The organism is Aeromonas sp. QDB11 (assembly GCF_027705265.1).
GTDB classification, from domain to species: Bacteria; Pseudomonadota; Gammaproteobacteria; order Enterobacterales; family Aeromonadaceae; genus Aeromonas; species Aeromonas allosaccharophila.
On the sequence record NZ_JAPDBM010000068.1, the window covers coordinates 1 to 25,908 of the forward strand.

The window sequence follows — 25,908 nt, forward strand, 5'->3', positions numbered from 1 at the left end:
ATGATCTCGCACCTCGATAACTGTACGTAAGATCAGTATAGTTCGTGGTAACTGACTGCTAATCATGGGTAATCAGGTTAACTTTTTGTCGCAAAGAGTCGGCTTTGGCTGTCATGAATAGGGGATCTGTGTGGTCAATAGATAGGTCTGTTAGTTTCACACAGCTGTCTGCGGGTTCCAACTGTGAGCGTATAAAACTCGTGTGTTTAATCAAAAAAACAAGCTTGAAGGATACCACGGCAAGTATCCTTGCCGTGGTCTGATGGTGCTCAACAGCACCCACGCTCCGCGAGCGACACACAGGTATGTGTGGTGATGATCACATGATCTAACAGACGTATCTCTACCAGCTGTAATACGCCTTTTAACTGCTCGGTGATCTGCAGGTCGGCTGAGCTGGGCTCCGCGTAGCCGGAGGGATGGTTGTGGGCCAGTAGTACTGCAGCTGAATTATGTTTGAGTGCGCTTTTAAGAACTTCTCTGGGGTGTACAGTAGCAGCACCTAATGTGCCCAAAAATAGCTCTTCGTAAGCCAGAAGCCGGTGCTGGTTATCGAGAAAAAGAGCGACAAACACTTCTCGTTCCCTGGTCTGCAATATTGCTTGTAGTGTCTTTTGAGCCAAGTATTTGTCAGTAATAGCTTCTCCTTTGGCCAGCTTCTGACGAGCAATCTGGTTGGCGATAGTCAACAGGTCCTCTTCGTTAATCAGCTCGGTGACGAGATAGGTGCCAGGGATCTCCCCGGCGATCAGTTTGTGATGCAACATGATTGTGCTCCATATGCCATCGCCCCACCGCATTGGACGCGGCAGGGTAGGCGAGGTATTTGGTTAATGGGTTGGTAAATGTGGTAGTAGCTGGATTGGCTGGCGGTACTCAGGCCGCCAAGGTGTGCGGGGTGTAGTCGTGTAGCGGAATGTGGTAACTGGTGGCTAGTAGGATGCCGAACTGGGTTAGCCAGCTGTGATCCGGGTGATCGCACAGCCATTGCGCCAGTGCGTCGCCCCGTTCGTTTTCATAGCGCAGGTAGAGGGTATAACCGTCCACCGGCAGGCCCTGGTCATGTACCACTTCAATCTGACCATCGTGTTCAAGATAAGCCTCCAGCTCGATGGCGATCACGGCGTTAATCATCTTCGGTCTCCTTGTCAGGGATGGGGTCACTCTCCACCGCATAGCCGCGATGGATGCAGATGCGCTGCAGGTCAGCCAGAAAGTTGGCCAGTACGCGAGGTTGCTCGTTGAGCGGGACTGGCCCTGCCTGGCAATGCCAGAAACAGCGACGTTCGGGGTCGATGCAGATTTCATCCCTCGGCTGGCTCATGGTGTGCCAGTCCTCAGCATTGGTGAGAGAGAGCAGTTGCCACTGCACGCCAGACCAGCGCACTTGTAAGGTGACTGTGCTGGCTTGTTGGCTATCCGGTGTCAGGTGCAGCAGCCAACGCTGACCACTGCTGGTGGGTGTTATCTTGGCGTTGGCGGCGATTTGTCCCAACCACTGACGTGAGTAGTGGGAGAGCGCTAATTCTTGGCTCATCGTGTCCTCCTAATCTCCTGCGACCGTGACGCTGAAGCATTCCAACCGGCAGTAGGCAATGAAGTTGCGCTGCCAGATGTCGAACAACTCCCGCGCTTCGGCCAGCCGCAACGGTCCCCAGCCCAACATGGTGTGTTCCCCATCGAGGAAGTTGAAGTCGAGCTCCTTGCAGAGCTCGGCATCATGGCCGAGCCCCTGGTAGCTGAAGTCGGTGACGTAATCGAACAGCCAGCCATCTAGCCCACGGATCAGGCGGATCTCGACTGGGTGCACGCCGCCTTGCTCGGCGCTGTAGCCGGGGTTACGAAAGTTGAAGGTCAGTTGGGTTAAGCGCTCGATATTGAGCTCGGTTTTAGCGACTTCCTGGTTGAGCAGAATCAGCAATGCTTGGTCAACGGGCAGGGCAAAGCCGTCCCGGAAAAAGGGAATGGTCATGGTGTTTCCTCATTGAGTTCAAGCAGGAGAGCACCCCTGCGTTTTGCTTTGAAGTGATGGGTCAGTCGTTTAACCAATCCCACAGTTTGCTGACGCCATAGGCTGCGACGGCGCCCACGGCAAGGGGGGCTAACAACGGGGCGGTGGCAATACCGGTCACCGATACTACCGTTGCAGCAGCGCCACTACCTCCAGCTGTTGTGGCTAGGGTGCTGGCAGCAAGTCCAGCCGTTGCACTGGTGGCAGCCTTGCTTAACGTGTGACGAGCGACTTCGGCAGCCACCACCGTTGCTACAGCGGTCTGCAGCAGCTTGGGGGGATGCTGAATCCCTTCAATACACCAAGTGACAAACAGCTCACTGTTGGCAAACGGCTGGCCCTGCTCTCCTTCACTGAGTCGGGCGTAAGCCCGTGTCAGGCTTTCCTCTCGACTGAACAGGCGTTGAGCATGGGGTTTGACCTCAATAGCGCAGTGCTGACTGAATTGAGCCAACGAGGTCAGCGCCAGTTGGCCTGAATGCTTTCCTGGAGCGGGTGGTAGACACTGAATGACCTGGTCATGGCCAACAAAGAGGCCATGATGATGGCCTTCAGACTGTGGTGTTACCAAGTGATCGCCGATAATGAAATGTCGTGTCATGGGGTGATGATCCTCATCAAGGGTTGGAAATGAAAAAGGGCGTCACCATTACGGTGACGCCCTTTGGCTTTGTTTTTCTTAAATGGGCTACTGGCCGCCCACGGTGATCTTCAGTGGTTGATGAAACTGGGGGGTGAAGGTGGATACAGGTAGCCGAGAGACTTGGTTGTGAGCGAGCACCTCGGTTGCCTGAGTAATGGCGATGGATTTGACCTGCTCTACCTGGGCGCAATCCACTTCTGTAAAGCCACTACCATAGCGGGTAGCGTTGCTCCCACCGAATGGCTCAACCTCCAGCGTTGACTCGGCCAGCGATTTGCCCTTTTTGTCATTAAACTGCAGCGTGATATACAACCGCCCAAACTCATCAGCTCCCCCACTATCAAGGGAGAAATGGTACGAGCAGACGCCCTGGTTGGCGTAGATGGTGTCGGTGTGTTGGATCGCGAGGTATCGCTGTTCTTCTGCATGGCTGGTATTTGCCCACAGCAATCCACAAGTTATCAGGGCAGCTATAGAGCATTTAGTTTTAACGATGTTCATGGTTCACCCGTTGTAATAGTCACAAGTGGAGGTCAACTTCATGGGTTTCGCTGTCCATATGGCTTCTTGGCCCGGCTTGCCGTAGACGTTGTAGACGCTCAGGGTTGATGCGGAAAGAATAGTGTTAACGAGTTGGGTCCATTCTGTTTGATTTCTGATAGTCCCAGAGAGGCGTTTACCATCGACTTCAATTTCATGGATGGTCGCTGAGGCGTCATAAGCTCTGGTATATCGGAGGTTGGAGTGCAGGTGACTCCAACCCGGCATTTGATAGGCGCATTTGATCTCCAGCACATACCGGGAATAGTCCTTGCCTTGAGTCAAAATGTAGCTAAGGCCATATTTATCTTCTTGCACAATCCACTGTGCCGGAGGGCCTTTCGGCGTGTCCAGTTTTCGGGGGTTCTGGGCATTTTCTTCCGCCTTGCTCCAAGATGCCCCCTTACCCGCTTTACGTATTTCTCCCCACATCCAGGCATCTATCGGATAGCGCTTGATGAGTCGGTCACCGATCATGACATCGACGTTGTTCAGTCGATTGTAGGTATTGACCTCGATACTGGCGGAGGAGCTGCAGGTGCCGGTATCCAGTTTCTTAAAGCTGCGACTGGCGTGTTCGGCAACCAGCAGATCGCCAGTGGCACATCCCGTTTGGGAGCGGTTGTTGACTAAGGCAAGGTAGTGGCTGTTTTTGTAGATCAGCTCACAGGTACTTTTGTTATTACACGCTTGAGCCAAGGTGGTGCCATCACTGTCTTGATAGGACCAGATGTCATTGGTGTTGCTGGCCATGACAATCGGTGCTGTGACTGCCAGGGTGAGCAATGGAACGAGTCGTTTCATGAGAACTCCTGTTGGTAGTAAGTAGTGGAGAAGGGGATAACCCTAATTCGGTTAGATAGGCAGAAAATGCCCAAAAACAACCTTTTGGGTTGATAGTCGCCCTTTGTGGTTCTTCATGTCAACGAGTCCACCCTCAACCATAGGGGTTGGTTGGAGGACTTATGACAGATATCAACTTTGAGCAGTTAGCCAAGAACGTGGGCAAGGCTATTGGGCGTCAGCGTAACCAGTCCGGGTTTACCCAGGAGCAGGTGGCTGAACACCTCAATATCGGGATGGAGGCCGTCTCTCGAATGGAGCGAGGGATTGTGGTGCCGACCGTGGTGCGGTTGGCGGAGCTCGCTCAACTGTTTGGTTGTGAGCTAGCCGACTTTCTGCGTGAGACCAGTAACCGCCCGACCGAGCAGGGCATTGTGCTGAGCCAGCAACTGGCCCGACTTGATGATGCTGACCGAACCCTGTTGCTGGAAACGGTAGAACGGTTGGTGGAGCGGTTGGCTCGTCCTCGCTGATCACCCGCCATTTACTGGGGGAGGGGATGGGCTCCCTTTCCCCAATTTGTTGGTGAGTGGACTCCTTCTTGGTTGCGGCCTCTGCGGCGTTCTGGTTGCTTGGCTTTGCGGCGCGTTATGCGAGGTAGTCGCCACTGCATCTGCGTTACCATTCGCCGTCTCGTCGCTGTGGGTTTCGGGATAGAATTCCTCCAGCAGCATCGGCACCTCTTCATCGATATCCTCAAACTGGCCATTACGCAGCAAGTCACGAGCAGCTTGCTCCATCTGGTCGATGGCGAGCCCCGCCTCTTGGTCACGCAGTGCCGCCTCCTGCGCCTGCCTGACCGCCTCAGTCAGGTTGGTTTCTTCCCGCAAGGTTAAATCCACGTAGTAGACCGGTGTGCGGTAGGACTGGGTGGTGCTCTTGGCTCGCAACCGCAGGGTGAGCGGCAGATAGCGGGTATGGCCCCCGCTCACTGCCTCCAGGTACTTCAGTCGCGCCGCCAGGGTGCGTACCGAGTTGTAGCCGGTGGTGCGGAAGATAAAACTGCCCAGCTCATCCCCTTGCCCCTCCACAAACAGGTTCAGTCGCCCGTACAGCTTGCAGCCCTGTTGCCCGGCAAAGGTGCAGCGCTCTGGTCCAGGGCAGCTGACTTCCTCCATGCCTTGCGCCCCCACACGTCTTGCTACTTCCCCATTCCCGACACAGAGTGGCCTGCCGGTTTGCCGGTCAAACGCGCTGTATTCCGCCCGTAGATTCAAGTCGCTGTCGTTGAACAGCACCCGCACCGGAATGGCGCGGATCTTGGTCTGCTCCTGCCCTTGGCCACTTTTTTGCGATGAGTAGTGTTGATGCAGGGGATGGAGCAACCATCCCCCCTTTTGCTGTATCTGGGTGGTGAGGGTGAAGCTGTCGTCCTTCTCCGGTACCCATTTATCCTGTTTTTGCACCAGCTTGCCGATGCAGATCCGCCCGATCACTGGCGGGGTAATTGCCAGTCCTTTGATCATGGTGTTTGCCTCAAGGGTTGAATGGTGAAACGGCGCACGCCAGGCACCGGTTTGACGTAACGGGTGAGCAGGTCGGGATGATCCTGACCGAGCTTATCCAGATCCGGTGCCAGCCGGTCTTTACTGCGCTTCCAGGTGATCTTGCCATCGGCAAACAACCCGGCTGTCGCTTCACCCAAGGTGGCTTGCAGCCGCTGCTTGAGCTGCGACTCCTGCAGCTCGACCGCTTCCTTTTGCTGACGCAATCGCAGTAGCTCGCCAAACAGCAGGTTGAACTCGGGGGAATCGGAGAGATCCAGCGTCTGACCATCGTCACGCGGGAACAGCCAGCTCAGGGCATTGGCTGCATCACTGGAGCCGTCAGGCTCTGGCTGGTGGTCTTGTTGCACCATCTGCCAGAACTGCGCTTCCCGCTCGGTGAGATCCTGGATCTTCTCCTCATCGCGCTCGATGCGGTAAATCCGAAAATCCTGGCCGCCGATCAGCACTGCCACCTCAGCCCAGGCATGACCGGTGACAGTCAGCTGATGGAGTACCTGACACTGGTAGGCCACCGGCACCCCTTCCTCCCACTGGGGCGCACTGTGATAGCTGGCGGTCTTGATCTCCAGAATGCCCGGCCCATCGGGATGGCCGACCACCTCTCGGTCAAGGTTGGCGAGCATGAAGGAATGCTCAGGGTGTTGCAGAACTGCATTGACCCGGCGTACACGAAAGCCGGTGCGTTTAGCATAGACCTGCGCCAATACAGGCTCCAGCTCGATGCCCCACAGCACCGCTTCCTTGTGGGAGATATCTTCCGGCTCCTTGCGACCGGTCTTCTCCAGCCACAGGCTGAGCGGACATTTGTAGGGGGAGAGCCCCACTGCCACGGCGGCATCGGAGGAGCCAATGCCGAGTTTGCGGATAGCGAGCCACTGCTCACGGGTTAACTGGGTAGTGGAGGCCAGCCGCAGGGCTTGGCCATACTTGGCTTTTACTTTCATGACGACTCCTTGTTGACGGCATAAATGGCTACGCCCGGATTGGCTTGTGCCAGTCCGGGTGAGGTTGTTATGTGGTTTGAATGGGGACGAGGAATTACTGCAGCAGAGTGAGGGCTTGATTCAGGGCTTGGGATTTGAGTTGGGATCCCTGCCCAAACCAGGCGGAATCAAGCCGGTGATCTTGGCTGCGGGCACGGCGGTGGTGATCCACGTATTCGGTGACCGCATTGACCAGCCCCCAGGCGGTATTGCGAGAGCTGGCAAGCTCTGAGCCCATACCCGCGCCCTGATAGAGCTCATGCAGCCGTTGTACCGGCTTGGTGAGAATGATGCTCTCCTCATCCAGCGGTTGCGCCAACAGGTCGCTGAAAAAGCGCAGCGCCTCTTCAGGGGCCACGGGCCGCTGTGCCAGTGCCTTGCTCTGGACTTTGAACTCATCCCAATGGGAGAGACCCAGCCCGAGCGACTCTTTGACGGCTGCCGCATCGAACTGAGTAGAGTGGGGCACCTTGATGGCACCGGTAGCACCGCGCAGTGCCATCTGCAGGGTGTTGTTGCAGACCACCCGCAGAGACGTGAACTGCGCCGTGGTGCAGAGTGTGCCGTCGCAGCTGGTTGCCAGCAACAGATAGGACTTTACCAAGTCATTGCCTTTGAGTTTTAGATCCTGGCCGGTCTTAGCCAGTGCCCACAGCTTGCGGCCGCCTTTAAGCGAGCCTGCTGTTTCCAGCTCAAAGCCACCGGCTTCCACCAGGTCTTGATAGAAGTGCAGCACCTCGTGAGGCTGTACCACGTTGTAGCGGCTTGAGACCACCGATAGGGGGGCAAGGGTATCGGAGCGATAAAGTACCTTGCTGTCGCTGTAGGGGCGGATATGTAGCGCATCGGAGGCGACGTTAAACATCACGTCGCTCTGCTCGATGGTCCAATCCATCCCCGCAGCCTGCAGCCAGATATCGAGAGATTGTTGCGGGGGCAAGACATTGCCAAGGCCGTGCCAAGGGGTTTGGCCGGTGTAGGCCATGGTGTCGATCAGGTGAGCCATGGGAGATCTCCAATGAAAAAGGGACTGTACAGAGCAGTCCCTTGGGTAGGTTCATGGAGATAATATATATCTGAAACCAATTGAAATGAGACTTATTTGCCTCTTTGGTTTCTGGCTATGGAATGCGCGCTGTGGCTGCACTGTGGTGTACAAATTGAAAGATGGGACTTAAATGGATTTGCAGTTGGAGCGGGGAAAGAGAAGGGCCTATCAGATTTTAGATAGGCCCTTTTGATAACAATTATGCATGCCTAGCGCTGCCTAGTGTGTACGCAAAAGTGTACTCAAATTAATAATGGCTGTGCTTCATGGTTGTATGTTATTGAAAGTAGTCAATAATTTTATTTTAGACGTTGAACAGGAAGTTCATGATATCGCCATCTTTGACGATGTACTCTTTCCCTTCGGCGCGCATCTTGCCTGCTTCCTTGGCGCCTTGCTCACCCTTGTAGGTGATAAAGTCTTCAAAGGCGATGGTTTGGGCGCGAATAAAGCCTTTTTCAAAGTCGGTGTGGATCTTGCCAGCCGCTTGCGGGGCAGTGGCACCGACCGGGATGGTCCAGGCACGCACTTCTTTCACACCGGCGGTGAAGTAGGTCTGCAGGTTGAGCAGCTCGTAACCGGAGCGGATAACGCGGTTCAGGCCCGGCTCTTCGATGCCAAGGTCAGCCATGAACTCGGCGCGATCTTCGTCGTCCAGTTCGGCGATGTCCGCTTCAATGGCGCAGCAGACCACGACAACGACCGCGTTCTCGGCGGCGGCGATTTCACGCACCTTGTCGAGGTAGGGGTTGTTCTCGAAGCCATCTTCCGCCACGTTGGCGATATACATGGTGGGCTTCAGGGTCAGGAAGTTGAGGTGGCTCACGGCGGCCAGCTCTTCTTTATCCAGCTTCAGGCCGCGGATCATCTGACCGTTTTCCAGCGCGACGCGGATCTTCTCCAGCACTTCCACTTCCAGCTTGGCATCCTTGTCGCCGCCTTTGGCGCGCTTGGACTGGCGGTGAATGGCGCGCTCGCAGGCGTCCAGATCCGACAGGGCCAACTCGGTGTTGATCACTTCGATATCGTCAGCAGGGGAGACCTTGCCGGCAACGTGAATGATGTTCTCGTCATCGAAGCAGCGCACCACGTGGCCGATCGCTTCGGTTTCACGGATGTTGGCCAGGAACTGGTTGCCCAGACCTTCACCCTTGGAGGCGCCGGCAACCAGGCCTGCGATGTCGACAAATTCCATGGTGGTCGGCACAACGCGCTGCGGATTGATGATGGCAGCTAGCTGATCGAGGCGGGGATCCGGCATCGGGACCACACCGGTGTTCGGCTCGATGGTGCAGAACGGGAAGTTGGCGGCTTCGATACCGGCCTTGGTCAGCGCGTTGAACAGGGTGGATTTGCCTACATTGGGCAGGCCCACGATACCGCATTTAAAACCCATGGATTGTTACCTTACTTGATGGATGCTGTTGAGGGTCGCCCGCAGGCGGCCCATGTCATGCTTGTTCTGGTCGTTGCTCCTGCACCGGCACAATGCCCGTACAGGGTCAAACTGACCTATACCTTTTCAGCCTTGAAGCTGTGCAGCCGATTCATGGCCTTGGTCATATCTTGTTTGAACAGGATATCGGTGGCGCGCAGGGACTCGTCCAGTGCGGCGTCGATCAGGCTCTGTTCACTGCTGGGAGCCTTGGTCAGGACGAAGCCTGCCACCTGCTCTTTGCTGCCGGGATGGCCGATCCCGAGACGCAGCCGGAAAAAGTTATTGTTGTTGCCCATCTTGGCGATGATGTCCTTGAGGCCGTTATGGCCACCATGACCACCCCCTTGCTTGAACTTGGCGATGCCCGGCGGCAGATCCAGTTCGTCATGGGCGACCAGCATCGCTTCCGGCTCAATCTGATAAAAACGCGCCAGTGCGGCCACCGCCTTGCCAGAGAGGTTCATATAGGTGTTCGGGATGAGCAGCCGCACATCCTGCCCCTCGACCAGGATGCGGGCAGTATGGCCGAAGAATTTGGGTTCTTCACGCAGGCTGACATTGTGCCAGCGGGCCAGTTGCTCCACATACCAGGCGCCCGCGTTGTGGCGGGTCTTGGCATATTCCGGGCCGGGATTGCCCAGTCCGACGATCAGTTTGATTTCGCTTGTCACGCTTGATGTCTTCACTCGCAGCTGCCGTGGGCACACTACCCAGGGCAATAGGACGCAATATTCTAGCCGCCGAGTGGCGATCACTCAACCAATGCTCATGTTATGGCGGAATTTGCCCCATTATTGCGGCTAACAGTGGGCAAACGGGCCTCTTGCATGAGGCCCGTTTCAGCTTACCGATGGACTGTGCCTGGTTGACTACCGCCGTTATTTGGCGCGCAGCAGGGTGACGGTCTCTTCATCCAGCGCGGTCAGGGTGGGGCGGGCATCGCGCACATATTCCACGAAAGAGGCCGCATCGGTGCCGCAATCCACGCCGCTGGCCTTGCAATCGAGCGCCTGGCCCGGGGCATAGACGGCGCTCAGCAGCTCGCCGTTTTGTGCCACTTTCAGCACCGGGAAGGCGGTCAGCTTGCCATTGACGCTGGCGATGTCGACCCGCTCGCTCTGGTGGCGCTGGGCATTGGCCAGTGCCTGCCAGCCATCGTTGCCGTTGGCGCTGTAGGCGTTCATCACTACCCGATAGCGCTGGTTATCTACCAGATCCTGCCACTCGCCGTTTGCGGTCTTGCGCTGCAATTGGGTCAGGGTGCCCGTCTTGCCTGCGTCGGTCTCCTGGAAGGTGTAACGCAGGTGGCCGCCATAGGGGAACTTGCCGGCATGGGCGCTGGCGGGCAGGGTGGCGGTGATGGTCTCGGTCAAGAGGGCGCGCACCTCGGCGCCAGTCAGGGTCAGCACCGAGAGCTGGTTCTTGAACGGCAGCAGGGTGAGGGCACTATCCCCCTCGCGCCATTCGCCAGCGGGCAGTTCGGCACGCACGCCGCCCACCGCTAGCAGGGCGAAGTCGACCGGCCCGCCGGTCAGGGCTTGCACTGCTGGCGTATTGGCCCAGTAGAACTCCCCTTCGGCAACCAGCGGCGCCACATCTGAGCCGTGGCTGTCGCTGCCGTTGTCGCCGGGGCGACGGGCATTTTGCAGTTGCTCGGGAATGGTGCCGATCACCGGGCCGTAGGCTTTCTCCAGCGCCGGTTTGTAGTGGCTGTCGATGATGCCGCGCAGGCGCGGATCTTCATCCACGGTCACCAGATTGGGCTGGTTGTCGACAAACTGGCTCGCCTCTTTGCTGCGGGTGTCGTCGAGCGCCTGCTTGCGGGCCGCATCGGCGAAGAAGTCGCGGCTGGCCAGCAGGCTGTTGTGGCCCTGGCAGTCGGTCACCTGACCGTGGCTGTCAAAGGTCACCTGCGCCAGACCGATGGCCTGGGCATAGGAGCCCGCCTGCACCACGCAGGTTTTGCCGATGCCATCCGGATTGGTCACCAGCTTGGCGTAATCGCCGGTCTTGCCCCAGCCGATATTGCGAAAATCGCCGAGCAGGCTGTGGGAGTGGCCGCCGACGATGGCATCGAGGCCGTTCACCTTGGCCGCCAGCGCCAGATCCCGCTCGTTGCCAATGTGGGTGAGGGCGACGATCTGGTGGATTCCCTTGGCTTGCAGCATGTCGACCGTGGCCTGAGCCGAGGCGACCTCCTTGCCAAAGCGCAGCTTGCCGACGTTGGGGGCGATATTGCCCATGTCTTCCAGCACCAGACCGACGACGGCGACCAGCTGTTTGCCTTGCGGCAGATTATTGATGTCGGTGACCGGACTCTTCTGGTTGCCGTCAAAGGCGTAGACCACGAAGGGCTTGAGGTTGTCTGCCTTGCTGAGGGCCGGATCGGCCTTGGTGTCGAGGTTGGCGGCCAGCACCGGGAAGTTGACCCCCTCGATGAAGCGGGCCAGCTTCTGGTTGTCCAGATCGAACTCGTGGTTGCCCAGCGCCATGGCATCGAGGCCGAACTGGCTCAGCAACTCGGCGTTGGCCATCCCCTCGTTGAGCTTGAAGTAGCCGCTGCCCTGCCAGGCATCGCCGCCGTGCAGCAGCAGCAATGGCTGGTTCTTGGCCAGTGCATCGGCCTGATAGGCTTTCGCCATGGTCAGCAGGCGCGGATAACCGCCAAAGCGGGTATAGAGGGTGTCCGTCTCCCCCTGCGGGGCAAAGATCTGCCCTTTGATCTCGGCATTGACCGGATCAAACTGGGAGTGGGTGTCGTTCATGTGCGCCAGAGTCAGCACGAAGGGCGGGTTCTCTTTGACGGGCTGACAGGCGAACAGGGCGCAGGTGAGGGTCGCGAGCAGGAGGGGACGCAAGCAATTCATGGGTAAATCCTTAAGCCTGCCGGGGGCAGGGTCGTACCAGATAGCAGAAAGTTGGAAAGAGATGGTCCAGAAAGACGAAAACCGCCTGATGGCGGTTTTCGTTATTGCTGAATCTATCAATGCTCAAACATGGCAGAGATGGACTCTTCGTTGCTGATGCGACGAATGGCTTCGGCCAATACAGTTGACAGGGTCAGCTGTTTGACTTTGCCAATCGCTTTCATCTCCGCAGTGAGCGGGATGGAGTCGGTGATGATCAGTTCATCGATCACCGAGTTCTTGATGTTCTCGACGGCAGTGCCGGAGAAGACCGGGTGAGTGGCGTAAGCGAATACTCGCTTGGCACCGCGCTCTTTCAGGGCTTCTGCGGCTTTGCACAGGGTGCCGCCGGTGTCGATCATGTCATCGACGATGACGCAGTCGCGGCCGGCAACGTCACCGATCAGGTGCATGACCTGGGAGACGTTCGGGCGGGGGCGGCGCTTGTCGATGATGGCGATGTCGGTGTCATCCAGCAGCTTGGCGATAGCGCGGGCACGCACTACGCCACCGATGTCCGGGGAGACGACGACAGGAGACTCGAGGTTCTTGGCTTTCATGTCTTCCAGCAGCACCGGGCTACCGAACACGTTGTCTACCGGAACGTCGAAGAAACCTTGAATTTGCTCGGCATGCAGGTCAACGGTCAGCACGCGATCCACACCCACGCTGGAGAGGAAGTCAGCGACAACCTTGGCGGTGATAGGTACACGGGCGGAGCGGACGCGGCGGTCCTGACGGGCATAACCAAAGTAGGGGATAACGGCAGTGATACGGCCAGCTGAAGCACGACGCAGTGCATCTACCATGACGATCAATTCCATCAAATTGTCGTTGGTCGGGGCACAGGTGGATTGAATGATGAAGATATCGCCACCACGTACATTCTCATTGATCTGTACGCTGATCTCGCCGTCGCTAAAGCGACCTACGGCAGCATTGCCGAGTTTGATAAACAGGCGATCTGCGATCTTCTGGGCTAGTTCCGGCGTTGCGTTACCAGCAAACAGCTTCATGTCAGGCACGGTTTGAAACCTCGGGGTTGCATCCAGTATGTGGGGGAGTCTGAAATCAGACCCTATCGTTTTGGGGCAAACGATTTATCAAGATAACGTACAAGGCGTCTGCTGCCCAATGAATGATTGTGATGATACCGGTAACCCGCATCCGTGGCCGAGTGCAAAATCGGCCACGTTAATCATCATCAATGCTGTTCGGTAAAATTGGCTGGGGTACTAGGATTCGAACCTAGGAATGGCGAGATCAAAACCCGCTGCCTTACCGCTTGGCGATACCCCAATCATTTGAACTGTTGCAATGTGGAGAAGAGAGGTGATATGTTCTCGCCCTTGGCGACAAACCCATCAAGTCCCTCCGGCACGCAGGCCAACACTTCCCGAGCAGTCACTTCGTCTTCAAATTGAGCAAAGACGCAGGCTCCTGTGCCCGTCATTCTTGACGGCGCGTATTCTAGCAACCAGCCGAGCGCATTGGCAACCTCGGGGTGGCGCTTTTTCACCAGTGATTCGCAATCGTTTTTCCACTCACCTTCCAGCAGGTTGTCCAGCGCCATTTTCGGTGTGGCTCTGGGCAGGTCCGGATCCTGGAATACGGCCGCGGTTGCCACATGGCAATCCGGCTTGAGCACCAGATACCAGGCATCGGGCAGTTCGACCGGTTGCAGCCGCTCGCCCACTCCTTCGGCAAAGGCCGCCTTGCCACGGACAAACACCGGTACATCGGCCCCCAGCTGGACGCCAAGCGCTGCCAGTTCATCTTCACCGAGCCCCGCTTGCCAGAGGTGGTTAAGCGCCACCAGCGTGGTTGCCGCATCGGACGATCCGCCGCCAATGCCGCCCCCCATGGGCAACACTTTCTCCAGCCGGATATGCGCTCCCTGCGGGCTCGGCAGTGTTGCCTGCAGCAGGCGGGCGGCGCGGATGATGAGGTTTTGCTCGTCCGGCACGCCCGGAATGGCCGGGCTCAGGGTGAGTGTGTCGCTATCAGGAATCACCTCAAACTCGAGCCAGTCGCTGTGGTTGAGGAAGATAAACAGGGTCTGCAGCTCGTGATAGCCATCGGGACGACGGCCATTGACGTGTAGAAACAGGTTGAGTTTGGCCGGTGCCGGCCAGCGTGTGGAAGCCATTAACGTGCAAGAGTCCATTGGTTGATCTGAAGCTTGAGGCGGCTGTTCTGGCCGGTCATGGTCAGCAGGTGCGGCAGGCGGTAGCCATCCTGATCCCGATAATCGCCATAGACGATCTGCCACTGGCCGTCGCGCACGCTGGCCAGACTGCTGTCGGGGTTGAGTTCAAACTCCGCCTGACCCGGCAGCCCCTTGATCCACTCCGGCAATCCGGCGACCGGAATATTCCAGCCGGTCAGCTGATAGATGAGCGCTTCGGCGTCCTGGCTCTGGTGGCGATTGCCGTCGCTATCGAGCAGGGTGATCTGCCCCTTGCTGCGAGAAAGCTCCAGAATGCTGGTGCCAATCAGGCTGGTGAGGTTGAGGCGATAATCCTCGCCATCCTGCTGCCAGTTGAGGCGGGCGCTGCCCTTTTGTTGGGGGGTGATGATGGCCATCTTGCCGGAGAGCTGCCAGTGGGTCAGCTGCTCGAGACGGGTCCGCTCCTGGTTCCAGTTCACCTGGTCACGCTGGGGCTGGGTGGTGGCACAACCGGCCAGCAACAGCAGGCAGGTGAGGGTAAAAATACGTAGCAGCAAGAGACGGCTCCAGAGAGAGGAATTTGCCACAGTATACGGGGCGGCCGTATTGCTTTTAAAGACTTACCCTTTCTCGTACAATTGGCAGCCTTTGCACCCAGCGTATGAAATGATCGTCGCCCACTCATGAGTTTGCTTGCCCTCGGAATCAACCACAACACCGCCAGTGTCGCCTTGCGGGAACGGGTCGCCTTTGGCCCGGACTGCATCGATCGCGCCTTGCGTGAGCTGGTGAGCCAACCCGGTGTCAGCGAGGCGGTGATCGTCTCCACCTGCAACCGGACCGAACTCTATTGCAATCTGGACGGGGAGCGGCAGGAGCAGGTGCTGCGCTGGCTGCAGCAGTTCCACGGGCTGGACGCGGCCGAATTGGTCACCGCCATCTATCAGCATCACGACGAAGAGGCGGTACGCCACCTGATGCGGGTGGCGTGCGGGCTCGACTCGCTGGTGCTGGGAGAACCGCAGATCCTGGGGCAGATCAAGCAATCCTACGCCCACGCCCAGCAGTCCGAATCCCTCAAGGGGACGCTGGAGCGGCTGTTCCAGAAATCCTTCTCGGTGGCGAAAAGAGTGCGCACCGATACCGAGATTGGCGCCAGTGCCGTGTCGGTGGCCTTTGCTGCTGTCAGCCTGGGTCGGCGGATCTTCTCCGACCTCTCCCAGACCAAGGTACTGCTGGTCGGGGCGGGGGAGACTATTGAACTGGTGGCCCGTCACCTGCGCGAGCAGAACGTCACCCAGATGATGGTGGCCAACCGCACCTTGCCGCGCGCCCAGACCCTGGCGACCGAATTCGGCGCCCAAGTGATGACGCTGGAAGAGATCCCCGATTATCTGCACGAGGCGGATATCGTCATCAGCTCGACGGCGAGCCCGCTGCCCATCATCGGCAAGGGGATGGTGGAGCGCGCCCTCAAGGCCCGTCGCTTCAAGCCCATGTTTCTGGTGGATATTGCCGTACCGCGCGACATCGAAGCGGAAGTCGATGAGCTCTCCGATGCCTATCTCTACACGGTGGATGATTTGCAGGGGATCATCGAGCAGAACCTCGAAACCCGTAAACGGGCGGCCGCGCAGGCGGAAGTGATCGTGCAGGAAGAGCGCGACGAGTTCATGGGCTGGTATCGCGGCCAGAGCTCGGTCGACCTCATTCGCGACTATCGCCATCAGTCCCAGCAAGTGGCTGACGAAGAGCTGCAACGGGCCCTGCTGGCGCTGGCACAGGGTGAGAGTGCCGAACAGGCGCTCAAGGCAATGGCCCATCGCCTCACCAACAAATTGATCCACGCGCCGACCCAGGCGTTGCGCCAGGCTGCTTCCCGGGGGGATCAGAGCGAGCTCTCCCGCTTGCGGCAGGCGCTGGGGTTGTCACAAGAGCCATAATTTTCGGGCAACCTACCGGTTGTCCCGTCCTCCATTGAGAATGCAAGAGTTATGAATCCGTCACTGATCAGAAAGCTGGAAGGCCTCATCGAGCGCCACGAAGAAGTACAGGCCATGCTCGGCGAGCCGGACGTGGTCTCGGATCAGGATCGCTACCGCGCCCTGACCCGCGAATATGCCCAGCTGGAAGATATCGTTCACGCCTTCCAGCGTTACCGTCAGGCTCAGGATGATCTGGAGACCACCCAGATGATGCTGGAAGAGGACGATGCCGACCTGCGCGAGATGGCGCAGGAGGAGCTGCCGCTGGCCAAGGCCAAGCTGGAGGCGCTGGAGCAGGAGCTGCAACTGATGTTGCTGCCCAAGGATCCCAAGGATGACAACAACTGCTATCTGGAGATCCGCGCCGGTGCCGGTGGTGACGAAGCGGCCATCTTTGCCGGTGACCTGTTCCGCATGTATTCACGGTTTGCCGAGCGTCAGGGCTGGCGCGTCTCCATCGTCAGCTGCAACGACGGTGAATACGGTGGCTACAAGGAGGTGATCGCCAAGATCGACGGCGAGCGCGTCTATGGCCGCCTCAAGTTTGAATCCGGTGGCCATCGGGTGCAGCGGGTGCCGGAGACCGAATCTCAGGGCCGGGTGCACACCTCCGCCTGTACCGTCGCCGTGCTGCCGGAAGTGCCGGAAGCAGAGCAGATCGAGATCAACCCCTCCGACTTGAAGATCGACACTTTCCGCGCCTCCGGTGCCGGTGGTCAGCACGTCAACAAGACCGACTCGGCCATTCGCATCACCCACCTGCCGACCGGTCTGGTGGTGGAGTGTCAGGACGAGCGTTCCCAGCACAAGAACCGCGCCAAGGCGATGTCAGTGCTCTCCGCCCGTCTGCAAGCGGCCGAGGATGAGCGCCACCGCGCCGCCGAACAGAGCACCCGCCGCAATCTGGTGGGCTCCGGCGATCGCTCCGAGCGCATCCGTACCTACAACTACCCGCAGGGCCGCCTCTCCGAGCACCGCATCAACCTTACCCTGTATCGCCTCTCCGAGATCCTGGAAGGGGATCTGGACTGCATCATCACCCCGCTGGTGCAGGAGTATCAGGCCGATCAGCTCGCCTCGCTGGCCGAGAACAACTGATGCAAATGGTGATCCGGCAAGCTCGCATTAAGTGTGGTGCCCATAAGGTGGAGTGGCACTGATGCAGATCCAGCAGGCTCGCGCCCATATCATGACGGTGCTGGCTGTCGGGGAATCCCCCCGCGCCGACGCCGATGTGCTGCTCTGCCATCTGCTCGACTGCCGTCGCAGCTATCTGATGACCTGGCCCGAGCGTGAGCTGGATGTCGCCCAGCAGGCCACCCTGCAGGGGTGGCTGGCCCGTCGTCTCAATGGCGAACCCATCGCCCATCTGGTGGGAGAGCGGGAGTTCTGGTCGCTGCCGCTGAAAGTGAGTCCGGCGACCCTGATCCCGCGCCCCGATACCGAGGTGCTGGTCGAGCAGGCGTTGACCAAAATCCCGCAAGGGCCGTGCGCCGTGCTGGATCTGGGCACCGGCACTGGCGCCATCGCGCTGGCGCTCAAGTCCGAGCGACCCGAGGTCGATGTATGGGCGGTGGATCGGATGGCTGATGCCGCGGCACTGGCCCGCGAAAACAGCGCCGCGCTGGGATTGCCTATCGAGGTGCGCGATGGTAGCTGGTTCGAGCCACTGGGCGAGCCGGATCGCGACAAGACGCCACGATTTGCGGTGATTGTCTCCAATCCCCCCTATATTGATGGCGCCGATCCCCATCTCGAGCAGGGTGACGTGCGCTTTGAACCCCGCTCGGCGCTGGTTGCCGATGACGCCGGGCTGGCCGATATCCGCCACATCGTGGCCCATGCCCCCGCGTATCTGCTGACCGATGGCTGGCTGTTGCTGGAGCATGGCTGGGATCAGGGGGAGGCGGTGCGTCAGTTGCTGCGCGATGGCGGCTACCGCGAGGTAGCCACGGTGCGCGATTACGGGGATAACGACAGGGTGACGCTGGGCCTCTGCCCGCTGCGCTGACGGCCCCTCACTGTTACACGGCGGATTGCCTGTGCGCCGCCATGCAAGGATTTAATATGGTTTTTGTGCTCAAGCACCTGCACCTCACCCTGATTGCAGGGGCCGTGCTGATGTTTATGCTCCGCTTCTACTGGGTGCAGACCGCCACTGGCCGTGCCTACAGCGCGCCGGTGATGAAGGTCAGCGGCTGGCTCAACGGACTGGTGGTGCTCTCCGGCGTATTGCTCTGCATGGTGCTGGATCTCAACCCGCTCAATAACGGAACGCCCTGGCTCAGCGAGAAGCTGATGGCCATTCTGGTGCTGGTATTTCTGGCGGCGATGGCGCTGCGGCTGGCCAAAAGCAATCTGGTGCGCTGGTGCTCCTTTCTGGGGGCGCTCGGCTGGATCTACTTTATTGCCAAGTTGGCAGTGCTCAAACAGACGAGTGTGTTCGGCTAAGGCATGAAGAGAATGTTACACATAGACGAATGGACCGATTTCGAAGCCCACGACATCACCGAGCTGGCGTTGTCTGTCAGCGATGAGATTTATGGCTCGGCCGAGGAGGGGATCCGCGAGCTGAACCTGCTGGACGAGTGGCTGGACGAGCAGATCGAAGAGGGCACCTGCGACGAGGTGCGCCAGCAGCTGCTGCAAGGCTTCTACCACAGCCTCGGCTTTCATGGCGACTGGCAGGACTACTTCTCGGCGAACAACTGCGACCTCAATCAGGTGCTGGTACAGCGCAAGGGGATCCCGGTCAGCCTCGGCATTCTCATCATCCAGCTGGGGCGCAAGCTCGGGCTCGATGTGGAGGGGATCTGCTTCCCAGGCCACTTCCTGGTGAGCTTTGCCGGTGGCGAGGGGGAGGTCTATGTCGATCCCTTTACCGGCGACGAGCTGAGTCTGGCCCGCATCGAGCTGCTGCTGCGCGGCGCGCTGGGGGACTTGGCGACCCTGACCCCCGACTACCTGCAGCCCTCCGGCCAGTGGGAGATCATCGAACGGCTGCTCAACGTCAGCAAGGGTGCCCTGCTGCGGGAAGATCGCATGCCAGAGGCGCTGCGTTGCAGCGAGCTGTTGCTGCGGATGAAGCCCGGCGATCCGCTGGAGACGCGGGATCGCGGCTTTATCTACGAGCAGCTCGATTGTCCGCGTCAGGCCGCCGACGATTTTGAATATTTTATTGAACAATGCCCGGACGATCCGGTCGCCGATGTGCTGAAAGTGCAGCTGGCAGCGTTGGATCTTAGCCCCAAGCCCCTCCATTAAGGACGGCTTGAAACTGAAACAGAAGAATATCAAGGCCGCTGCGTCCGGTCGCAACGGAGTAACTTGGCTTCAGGCCCTTTCATTAAGGATGTCTTGGAGTTGAAACAGAAGAATATCAAGGCCGCTGCGCCCGGCTGCAACGGACTAACTTGGCTTCAGGCCCTTTCATTAAGGATGTCTTGGAGCTGAAACAGAAGAATATCAAGGCCGCTGCGCCCGGCTGCAACGGACTAACTTGGCTTCAGGCCCTTTCATTAAGGATGTCTTACTGAAACAGAAGAATATCAAGGCCGCTGCGCCCGGCTGCAACGGACTAACTTGGCTTCAGGCCCTTTCATTAAGGATGTCTTAGATGGAACAGAAGAATATCAAGATCAACCAGATCGACGTTGCCAACGACAAACCGTTCGTGCTGTTTGGCGGCATGAACGTGCTGGAGTCCCGCGATATGGCGATGGCTGTGTGCGAGAAGTACGTGGAAGTGACCAGCAAGCTGGGCATCCCGTTTGTCTTCAAGGCGAGTTGGGACAAGGCCAACCGCTCCTCCATCCACTCTTACCGTGGTCCGGGTCTGGAAGAGGGTATGAAGATTTTCCAGGAGCTGAAAGCGACCTTCGGCATGCCGGTCATCTCCGATCTGCACGAACCCCATCAGGCCACGCCGGTCGCTGAGGTGGTTGACGTTATCCAGCTGCCCGCTTTCCTGGCACGCCAGACCGATCTGGTGGAAGCCATGGCCCGTACCGGCAACGTCATCAACATCAAGAAGCCGCAGTTCCTCAGCCCAAGCCAGATGAAGAACATCACCGACAAGTTCGAGGAGTGCGGCAACGATCAGCTGATCCTGTGCGAGCGCGGTGCCAACTTCGGCTACGACAACCTGGTGGTGGACATGCTGGGTCTGGGGGTGATGAAGAAGAGCACTGGCGGCTATCCGGTGATCTTTGACGTGACCCACTCCCTGCAGTGCCGTGATCCGCTGGGTGCGGCCTCCGGTGGTCGTCGCGAGCAGGTGACCGAGCTGGCGCGCGCCGGTATGGCGGTCGGTCTGGCCGGTCTCTTTATCGAATCCCACCCGGATCCGAAAATTGCCCGCTGCGATGGCCCGAGCGCCCTGCCGCTGGAGAAGCTGGAAGGCTTCCTCAAGCAGATGAAGGCCATCGATGACCTGATCAAGGGCTTTGACCCCCTCGATACCTCCGTCTGATCCACGGTACCGGTTTCGTGATGCCAAGTGCCCCGCTATGCGGGGCATTTTTATATCCGGAATGTTTTCATTGAGGTCTTAAATAAATCAATGACCAATATATCATGGTTATCATGGTTATCATGGTTATCATGGTTATCATGGTTATCGTGGTGTTAATGATGTTAAATTGGTTGTGTGATTAATGTCTCTTAATTGCTTCTTATAACGTGTGAAAGTGGCGCTGTTGCGATGATGAAATAGCATGATGCTGGCGAGAGAAAGATATTTTCTCGTGACGGCTCAGTGCATGCCGATTTCTACCATATGAGATGTCAATTAATTAACAGGACGTTAATCATGCACAAGAAAGTATTTAGCAGCCTTTATTTCCAGGTATTGCTCGCGATTACCCTTGGGGTATTTCTGGGGCATGTCTATCCGGAACTGGGCGCCAATATGAAACCCCTCGGCGATGGCTTTGTCAAATTGATCAAGATGATTATCGCCCCCGTTATTTTCTGTACTGTAGTGACCGGTATTGCCGGGATGGAGAGCATGAAGGCGGTCGGCAAAACCGGCGCCATTGCCCTGATCTACTTCGAGGTGGTCAGTACCATCGCCCTCATCATCGGGTTGTGCGTGGTCAACCTGTTGCAGCCGGGGGGAGGAATGAACATCGATCCGGCCGCGCTGGATGCCAGCGCCATCTCCGCCTATGCGGAGCAGGCAAAGTCACAGGGCATTATCGCCTTTTTGCTGGATATTATTCCGGGCAGCGTGATCGGTGCCTTTGTCAGCGGCAATATCTTGCAGGTATTGTTGTTTGCGGTGCTGTTCGGTTTTTCCCTGCATCATATTGGCGAAAAGGGACAGGTTATTTTCGGCGTCATCGACAGTTTCTCCAAAGTCATATTTGGTATTATCAACATGATAATGAGACTGGCGCCGATCGGTGCATTCGGGGCAATGGCATTTACCATCGGTAAATATGGGGTAGGTTCACTGGTACAGCTGGGACAGCTTATTGCCTGCTTCTATCTTACCTGCCTCTTCTTTATCTTCATCGTGCTGGGCAGCATCGCCAAAGCCTCAGGCTTCAGCATCCTGCGTTTCATCTCCTACATTCGTGAGGAGCTGCTGATCGTGCTGGGGACCTCCTCTTCCGAGTCGGTACTGCCGCGGATGCTGGACAAAATGGAGAAGCTGGGTTGCCAGAAATCGGTGGTGGGGCTGGTCATTCCGACCGGGTACTCCTTTAACCTGGATGGCACCTCCATCTATCTGACCATGGCGGCGATTTTTATCGCGCAGGCCACCAATACCCCGCTGGATCTGTTCCATCAGATCACTCTGCTGGTGGTACTGCTCATCTCCTCGAAAGGGGCGGCAGGGGTAACCGGGAGTGGCTTTATCGTGCTGGCTGCGACTATTTCGGCTGTGGGCCATCTGCCATTGGCCGGGTTGGCACTGATCCTGGGGATCGACCGCTTCATGTCCGAAGCCCGGGCGTTAACCAACCTGATCGGTAACGGGGTTGCCACCGTAGTGGTCGCCAAATACTGCAAGCAGCTGGACGAGAAGAAGATGGATGCAGTGCTCGGCGGCAAGGCGGGGCAACTGGAAGTGGACAGGGTTTAAGCACAGTTTCCCCCCGCACGGCCGCGTTGGCTGGTGCGGGGGCAATAAAAAACGGCCAATCGGCCGTTTTTTTTGTGCTGATACCGCAAGTATCAGCTCTTCACTGCAGGGCGCTGATTACAGGCTCTGGGTGAAAGTACGGGTAACCACGTCACGCTGCTGTTCCGGGGTCAGGGCGTTGAAACGCACTGCGTAACCAGATACACGGATGGTCAGCTGCGGGTACTTCTCCGGGTTTTCGATAGCATCTTCCAGAGTTTCGCGACGCAGCACGTTGACGTTCAGGTGCTGGCCACCTTCAACAGCAGGCTCAGCCTGAACCGGCAGTTCGCGGTATTCGAACTGACCCAGGTCAGCCAGTTGCACTTCTTGATCGGCAGCGAAAGTATCGCCTTTGGCGCAGATGCAGCGAGCCTGTTGCTTCTCTTCGTCCAGCAGCCAGAAAGAGTTCAGCAGAGCGGTGTTGGCGGCCTGGGTGATTTGAATGCCTTTGATCATGGTATGACTCCTCAATGGGAACGCGAATCCAACTGTAAGGAAATTACCCTGATGTATTTAAGCTACCGTCGTTGGCGATGACTTAAAGGGCCCTTGCCTTACACCTTTTCTTTGATGGGGTCATATATACCACGGTGGTAATATTACCAAAATTGATCTAGATCAAGAAAATCCGACAAAGCGCCATTTAAATGGGATTAAATTCTTGAGTTGAATCAAAAATAGGTCATTTTTCTGATTTTGTAAGATATCCAGATTATGCATCTTTTGTCTCGCTAATCTAGTAATTTAACTACATCTTTTTAGCTTTTTTCTTAGGTTAATTGAGGGGTTGGCTACACTCAGCAAAAAAACGAGGAGAGTGCCGGGTGAATAATGGGTGGCGAAAGTGGGCATGGCTCGCCCTGTTTTGTTGCTGGGCAAGCAGTAGTGCGGTGCGGGCCGAGACGGTGCGTATTGCCGTGGGCGAGTGGCCGCCCTATATCAGTGAGTCGTTGCCCAATCAGGGCTTTCTCTGTGAGGTGGTGCGCCAAGCCTTCGCCGAAGAGGGGCTCGATGTCAGCTTTCACTTCTATTCCTGGGCCGAGGCTTACCAGCTGACCCTGGAGGGGCGCTATGTGGTCACCATGCCCTGGTTTCGCTCCCGCGAACGGGAACAGCTTTTCTATCTCTCCGCCTCGCTCGGCCATTTCACCACCCGCCTGATGACGCTGACCGGTACGCCCGCGGTCAATCTGGGTGAGTTGCAACACCAGCCGGTCGGGGTGACCCGTGGTTACTTCTATGGCGATGGCTTTGCCGCCCGCCAAGCCGGGCTCACCCTCGAGTGGTCAGATTCCGATGAGGAGAGCATGGGCAAGCTGCTCGACGGGCGAGTCCACTATCTGGTGATGGATGAGCAGGTGGCACAGACCCTGTTCCAGCAGGCGCTCGTCCGTCATCCCCAATCGCTGTCACTGACCGGCGCCGCCGACCCCATCTGGTCGCAACCGGGATACCTGTTGATGCGCAAGGCTGATCCCGAGGCGCGCCGTCTGATGCTGCTGTTCAATACCGGGCTGCGCAAGCTGGAGCGCTCTGGGCGTCTGGCCGAACTGTGGAAACCATGAGCCACGGTTGCGTCTTGCGGGCTGGCCCCCTATCCTGAGCCCTTCGCCGTATCAAGTGAGGAGGCCGGGGTGCTGACCTGGAGTGATGTGATTGGCTCTGAGAAAGAGCAGGACTATTTCAAGAGTACGCTGGCAACTGTCAGAGCCGAGCGTGAAGCGGGCAAGGTGATCTACCCGCCAGCCACCGATGTGTTCAATGCCTTCAAGCTGACCGAGCTGGATCAGGTCAAGGTGGTGATCCTGGGCCAGGACCCCTACTACGGCCCCAATCAGGCGCACGGTCTCTGTTTCTCCGTTCTACCCGGCGTACGTACGCCCCCCTCACTGGTCAACATCTATAAAGAGATGCAGCGGGATCTGCCAGGTTTCGTCACACCCAATCACGGCTTTCTCGAATCCTGGGCCAAACAGGGCGCCCTGCTGCTCAACACAGTGCTGACGGTGCAGGCCGGTCAGGCTCACTCTCACGCCCATCTGGGATGGGAGACCTTTACCGATCGGGTCATCGAGCAGATCAATGCCAGTTGTCAGGGCGTGGTCTTCCTGCTGTGGGGCGCCCACGCCCAGAAGAAGGGGCGTTTTATCGACCGCCAGCGCCACTATGTGCTGACCGCGCCGCACCCGAGCCCCCTCTCTGCCCACCGCGGTTTCATCGGTTGTGGTCACTTTACCGAGACCAATCGCTTGCTGGAACAACAGGGCAAGAGTCCGATAGAGTGGAAATCTGTCTGCATTCCACTTGATTGAGTGCAAAGTTCAGGCGACAAATGACCGTATACTCAGGGACATAACATTAATTCAGAGCCAAGGAGTGCCCATGTTATCCAGTCTGCACAAGGACCATCTCAACATCGCCCGACTCTTGGAGCTGCTCAAGCACAAGCTGGCAGCCATCCGTGCCGAAGAGCCCATCAGCTATTTTCTGGTGCGCGATGTCATCGACTACCTGCGGGAGGTCTCTGACAAGTACCACCATCCCAAGGAAGATCTCATCTATGACTACTACCTGAAATATCGGGTGGTGGAAGGGGAGGTCGCCAACCGCCTGCAGGAGGAGCATGTCAAGCTGCTGGAGGCCGGGGCCGATCTCAAGGAGATGGTGGAGATGATCCTGATGGATGCGGTGATCCCCCTCGATCAGTTCACCACCAAGCTGGAGCGCTTCGTGGAGCTGCAAGAGGCGCACATGAACTACGAAGAGGGGGTGATCTTCCCCCATCTGCGTGACTCCCTGACCGAGGATGACTGGCGTCAACTGGAGCAAAACTGGCAGAACCGCGCCATTGGCGACCCCCTGTTCGGCGCCGAGGTGAGCCAGCACTTTCAGGCGCTGGCCAAACGCCTCTCTTTGCCGCTTACGACCGGATAAGAGCCGTACCTGCAGCGCAGCGGGTATTGTGTGAGTGCAACTTGAATGAAAACAGAAAGGCCTCCATCCGGCTGTCTCTTATACAAAAATCCCCAAGCATCGCTTGGGGATTTTTTTTGAACTTCTCTCCCATTCTGTGATCTGAACCTTTCATCGCTCTCTTTCCTGGTTCTAACATGCCCTTCACTCAACCGGCGCACTGGGCGCAGGCACAGTTTGGTCACGCCAACCTCAACGACCCAAGACGCACCAGAAGGTTGGTCGCTCTCGTCACCGCCCTTGCTCACCAACCAGGAGATTGCGTGTCACACCTTCCCCTCTCACCTGCTGATATGGAAGGTGGGTGCGGCTTCATTCGCAGCCCGCATGTCAGTGCCGAGGCCATTGCCAACGCCGGCTTTGCCGTCACCGCCGCCCATGCCAGAGACCATTCCCTCTTGTTGGCACTGGAAGACACCACGGCCCTTACCTTCAATCATGCCAGCGTCAAAGACCAGCTGGGCCACACCAACCAGGGCAGCAGTCGCGCCCTGCTGGCTCACTCCGTGCTGCTGTTCGCGCCGCACGAGCGCAAGGTGGTGGGCTTGGCCGCCCAGCAAATCTGGACCCGCGATGTCAGCAAGCGAGAGCAGAGTCGACAACACGCCACCCGTCCCTATCAGGAGAAAGAGAGCTACAAATGGGAGCAATGGCTAATAACATCATGTCGATCAGCCAATAACATCATGCCGATCACTTTTTTTCTGCCCGCGTTTATAGCGTCTTC

General features: G+C 57.7%; 28 protein-coding genes, 1 tRNA gene and 1 pseudogene. 12 read left to right on the top strand and 18 right to left on the bottom strand.

Translation table 11 applies throughout. The annotated features are described in order from the left end of the window. Positions 1-269 precede the first annotated feature (269 nt). From radC to OKC40_RS18465, 7 genes are all read right to left on the bottom strand, one after another. Positions 270-767, bottom strand: a complete 498-nt coding sequence (radC, locus tag OKC40_RS18435) for a RadC family protein (protein WP_270796483.1) — start codon at positions 765-767, stop codon at positions 270-272. A gap of 109 nt (positions 768-876) precedes the next feature. Then, positions 877-1,134: a hypothetical protein gene (locus tag OKC40_RS18440; protein ID WP_241871092.1), complete on the bottom strand. Its 258-nt coding sequence runs from the start codon at positions 1,132-1,134 to the stop codon at positions 877-879. Beyond that, on the bottom strand, positions 1,127-1,537 hold the full coding sequence (locus OKC40_RS18445) for a hypothetical protein (RefSeq protein ID WP_241871091.1): 411 nt from the start codon (positions 1,535-1,537) through the stop codon (positions 1,127-1,129). Before OKC40_RS18445 ends, OKC40_RS18440 begins: the two co-directional genes overlap by 8 nt. 9 nt (positions 1,538-1,546) lie before the next feature. Further along, positions 1,547-1,972 carry a DUF2787 domain-containing protein gene (locus tag OKC40_RS18450; protein WP_270796487.1) on the bottom strand — a complete coding sequence of 142 codons (426 nt, stop codon included), beginning with the start codon at positions 1,970-1,972 and terminating at the stop codon, positions 1,547-1,549. A 61-nt stretch (positions 1,973-2,033) separates the two neighbouring features. Then, complete coding sequence (locus tag OKC40_RS18455) at positions 2,034-2,612, bottom strand: hypothetical protein (RefSeq protein ID WP_171275907.1); 579 nt, start codon at positions 2,610-2,612, stop codon at positions 2,034-2,036. Between the two features lie 87 nt (positions 2,613-2,699). After that, entirely contained in the window at positions 2,700-3,155 is a 456-nt protein-coding gene (locus tag OKC40_RS18460) for an IrmA family protein (protein WP_234915446.1), read from the bottom strand. 3 nt (positions 3,156-3,158) lie between these two features. Beyond that, positions 3,159-3,998, bottom strand: coding sequence for a hypothetical protein (locus OKC40_RS18465; RefSeq protein WP_270796495.1), 840 nt, complete (start codon positions 3,996-3,998; stop codon positions 3,159-3,161). A gap of 161 nt (positions 3,999-4,159) precedes the next feature. Here OKC40_RS18465 and OKC40_RS18470 point away from each other — a divergent pair, with 161 nt between their 5' ends. After that, the gene (locus OKC40_RS18470) at positions 4,160-4,510 is read left to right on the top strand and encodes a helix-turn-helix domain-containing protein (protein ID WP_270796497.1); all 351 of its coding nucleotides are present in this window, start codon (positions 4,160-4,162) and stop codon (positions 4,508-4,510) included. Here OKC40_RS18470 and OKC40_RS18475 read toward each other — a convergent pair whose 3' ends face one another. The 10 genes and pseudogenes from OKC40_RS18475 to lolB all read right to left on the bottom strand — a co-directional run bounded on the left by OKC40_RS18475 (position 4,511) and on the right by lolB (position 14,647). Beyond that, positions 4,511-5,503, bottom strand: a complete 993-nt coding sequence (locus OKC40_RS18475) for a recombination directionality factor (protein WP_270796499.1) — start codon at positions 5,501-5,503, stop codon at positions 4,511-4,513. It lies immediately after the preceding gene. Further along, a complete protein-coding gene (locus OKC40_RS18480) occupies positions 5,500-6,489 on the bottom strand; it encodes a YqaJ viral recombinase family nuclease (RefSeq protein WP_270796502.1) in 990 nt (329 codons plus the stop codon). The genes OKC40_RS18475 and OKC40_RS18480 overlap by 4 nt, the downstream gene beginning before the upstream one ends. 94 nt (positions 6,490-6,583) lie before the next feature. Further along, the gene (locus OKC40_RS18485; protein ID WP_270796504.1) at positions 6,584-7,534 is read right to left on the bottom strand and encodes a DUF932 domain-containing protein; all 951 of its coding nucleotides are present in this window, start codon (positions 7,532-7,534) and stop codon (positions 6,584-6,586) included. Between the two features lie 346 nt (positions 7,535-7,880). Next, on the bottom strand, positions 7,881-8,972 hold the full coding sequence (gene ychF / locus OKC40_RS18490) for a redox-regulated ATPase YchF (protein ID WP_058054284.1): 1,092 nt from the start codon (positions 8,970-8,972) through the stop codon (positions 7,881-7,883). 116 nt (positions 8,973-9,088) lie between these two features. Further along, positions 9,089-9,685: an aminoacyl-tRNA hydrolase gene (gene pth / locus OKC40_RS18495; protein WP_042061295.1), complete on the bottom strand. Its 597-nt coding sequence runs from the start codon at positions 9,683-9,685 to the stop codon at positions 9,089-9,091. Positions 9,686-9,892: 207 nt separating this feature from the next. After that, a complete protein-coding gene (locus OKC40_RS18500) occupies positions 9,893-11,881 on the bottom strand; it encodes a bifunctional metallophosphatase/5'-nucleotidase (RefSeq protein ID WP_270796507.1) in 1,989 nt (662 codons plus the stop codon). Between the two features lie 116 nt (positions 11,882-11,997). Further along, entirely contained in the window at positions 11,998-12,945 is a 948-nt protein-coding gene (locus OKC40_RS18505; protein ID WP_005330162.1) for a ribose-phosphate pyrophosphokinase, read from the bottom strand. Positions 12,946-13,144: 199 nt separating this feature from the next. Next, a tRNA-Gln gene (locus OKC40_RS18510) sits at positions 13,145-13,219 on the bottom strand. Further along, positions 13,199-14,069, bottom strand: a pseudogene (gene ispE / locus OKC40_RS18515) (4-(cytidine 5'-diphospho)-2-C-methyl-D-erythritol kinase). Before ispE ends, OKC40_RS18510 begins: the two are co-directional and overlap by 21 nt. Continuing rightward, on the bottom strand, positions 14,069-14,647 hold the full coding sequence (gene lolB / locus OKC40_RS18520) for a lipoprotein insertase outer membrane protein LolB (protein ID WP_234604975.1): 579 nt from the start codon (positions 14,645-14,647) through the stop codon (positions 14,069-14,071). Before lolB ends, ispE begins: the two are co-directional and overlap by 1 nt. A 126-nt stretch (positions 14,648-14,773) precedes the next feature. Here lolB and hemA point away from each other — a divergent pair, with 126 nt between their 5' ends. From hemA to OKC40_RS18555, 7 genes are all read left to right on the top strand, one after another. Then, a complete protein-coding gene (hemA, locus tag OKC40_RS18525) occupies positions 14,774-16,033 on the top strand; it encodes a glutamyl-tRNA reductase (RefSeq protein ID WP_234604973.1) in 1,260 nt (419 codons plus the stop codon). Positions 16,034-16,084: 51 nt separating this feature from the next. Further along, on the top strand, positions 16,085-17,173 hold the full coding sequence (prfA, locus tag OKC40_RS18530; protein ID WP_234604971.1) for a peptide chain release factor 1: 1,089 nt from the start codon (positions 16,085-16,087) through the stop codon (positions 17,171-17,173). 61 nt (positions 17,174-17,234) lie between these two features. Beyond that, positions 17,235-18,086 carry a peptide chain release factor N(5)-glutamine methyltransferase gene (gene prmC, locus OKC40_RS18535; protein WP_270796511.1) on the top strand — a complete coding sequence of 284 codons (852 nt, stop codon included), beginning with the start codon at positions 17,235-17,237 and terminating at the stop codon, positions 18,084-18,086. A 56-nt stretch (positions 18,087-18,142) separates the two neighbouring features. Continuing rightward, positions 18,143-18,526 carry a SirB2 family protein gene (locus OKC40_RS18540; protein WP_005334939.1) on the top strand — a complete coding sequence of 128 codons (384 nt, stop codon included), beginning with the start codon at positions 18,143-18,145 and terminating at the stop codon, positions 18,524-18,526. Positions 18,527-18,538: 12 nt separating this feature from the next. Further along, on the top strand, positions 18,539-19,339 hold the full coding sequence (locus OKC40_RS18545) for a SirB1 family protein (protein ID WP_058054291.1): 801 nt from the start codon (positions 18,539-18,541) through the stop codon (positions 19,337-19,339). Between the two features lie 352 nt (positions 19,340-19,691). Beyond that, positions 19,692-20,546 carry a 3-deoxy-8-phosphooctulonate synthase gene (gene kdsA / locus OKC40_RS18550; RefSeq protein WP_270796513.1) on the top strand — a complete coding sequence of 285 codons (855 nt, stop codon included), beginning with the start codon at positions 19,692-19,694 and terminating at the stop codon, positions 20,544-20,546. Positions 20,547-20,885: 339 nt separating this feature from the next. Next, positions 20,886-22,166, top strand: a complete 1,281-nt coding sequence (locus OKC40_RS18555; protein ID WP_182938014.1) for a dicarboxylate/amino acid:cation symporter — start codon at positions 20,886-20,888, stop codon at positions 22,164-22,166. Between the two features lie 117 nt (positions 22,167-22,283). Here the strand turns inward: OKC40_RS18555 and grcA are convergent, their stop codons facing one another. Next, positions 22,284-22,664 carry an autonomous glycyl radical cofactor GrcA gene (gene grcA / locus OKC40_RS18560; protein WP_042061318.1) on the bottom strand — a complete coding sequence of 127 codons (381 nt, stop codon included), beginning with the start codon at positions 22,662-22,664 and terminating at the stop codon, positions 22,284-22,286. A 368-nt stretch (positions 22,665-23,032) separates the two neighbouring features. Here grcA and OKC40_RS18565 point away from each other — a divergent pair, with 368 nt between their 5' ends. The 4 genes from OKC40_RS18565 to OKC40_RS18580 form a co-directional block, all read left to right on the top strand. Beyond that, a complete protein-coding gene (locus OKC40_RS18565) occupies positions 23,033-23,773 on the top strand; it encodes a substrate-binding periplasmic protein (protein WP_270796515.1) in 741 nt (246 codons plus the stop codon). Between the two features lie 69 nt (positions 23,774-23,842). Then, a complete protein-coding gene (ung, locus tag OKC40_RS18570; protein WP_270796516.1) occupies positions 23,843-24,520 on the top strand; it encodes a uracil-DNA glycosylase in 678 nt (225 codons plus the stop codon). Between the two features lie 70 nt (positions 24,521-24,590). Next, positions 24,591-25,142, top strand: coding sequence for a hemerythrin domain-containing protein (locus tag OKC40_RS18575; protein WP_042658179.1), 552 nt, complete (start codon positions 24,591-24,593; stop codon positions 25,140-25,142). A gap of 176 nt (positions 25,143-25,318) precedes the next feature. Then, positions 25,319-25,908, top strand: a 590-nt coding sequence (locus OKC40_RS18580) for an IS4/Tn5 family transposase DNA-binding protein (RefSeq protein WP_270796519.1), incomplete at its 3' end; no start/stop codon positions are given.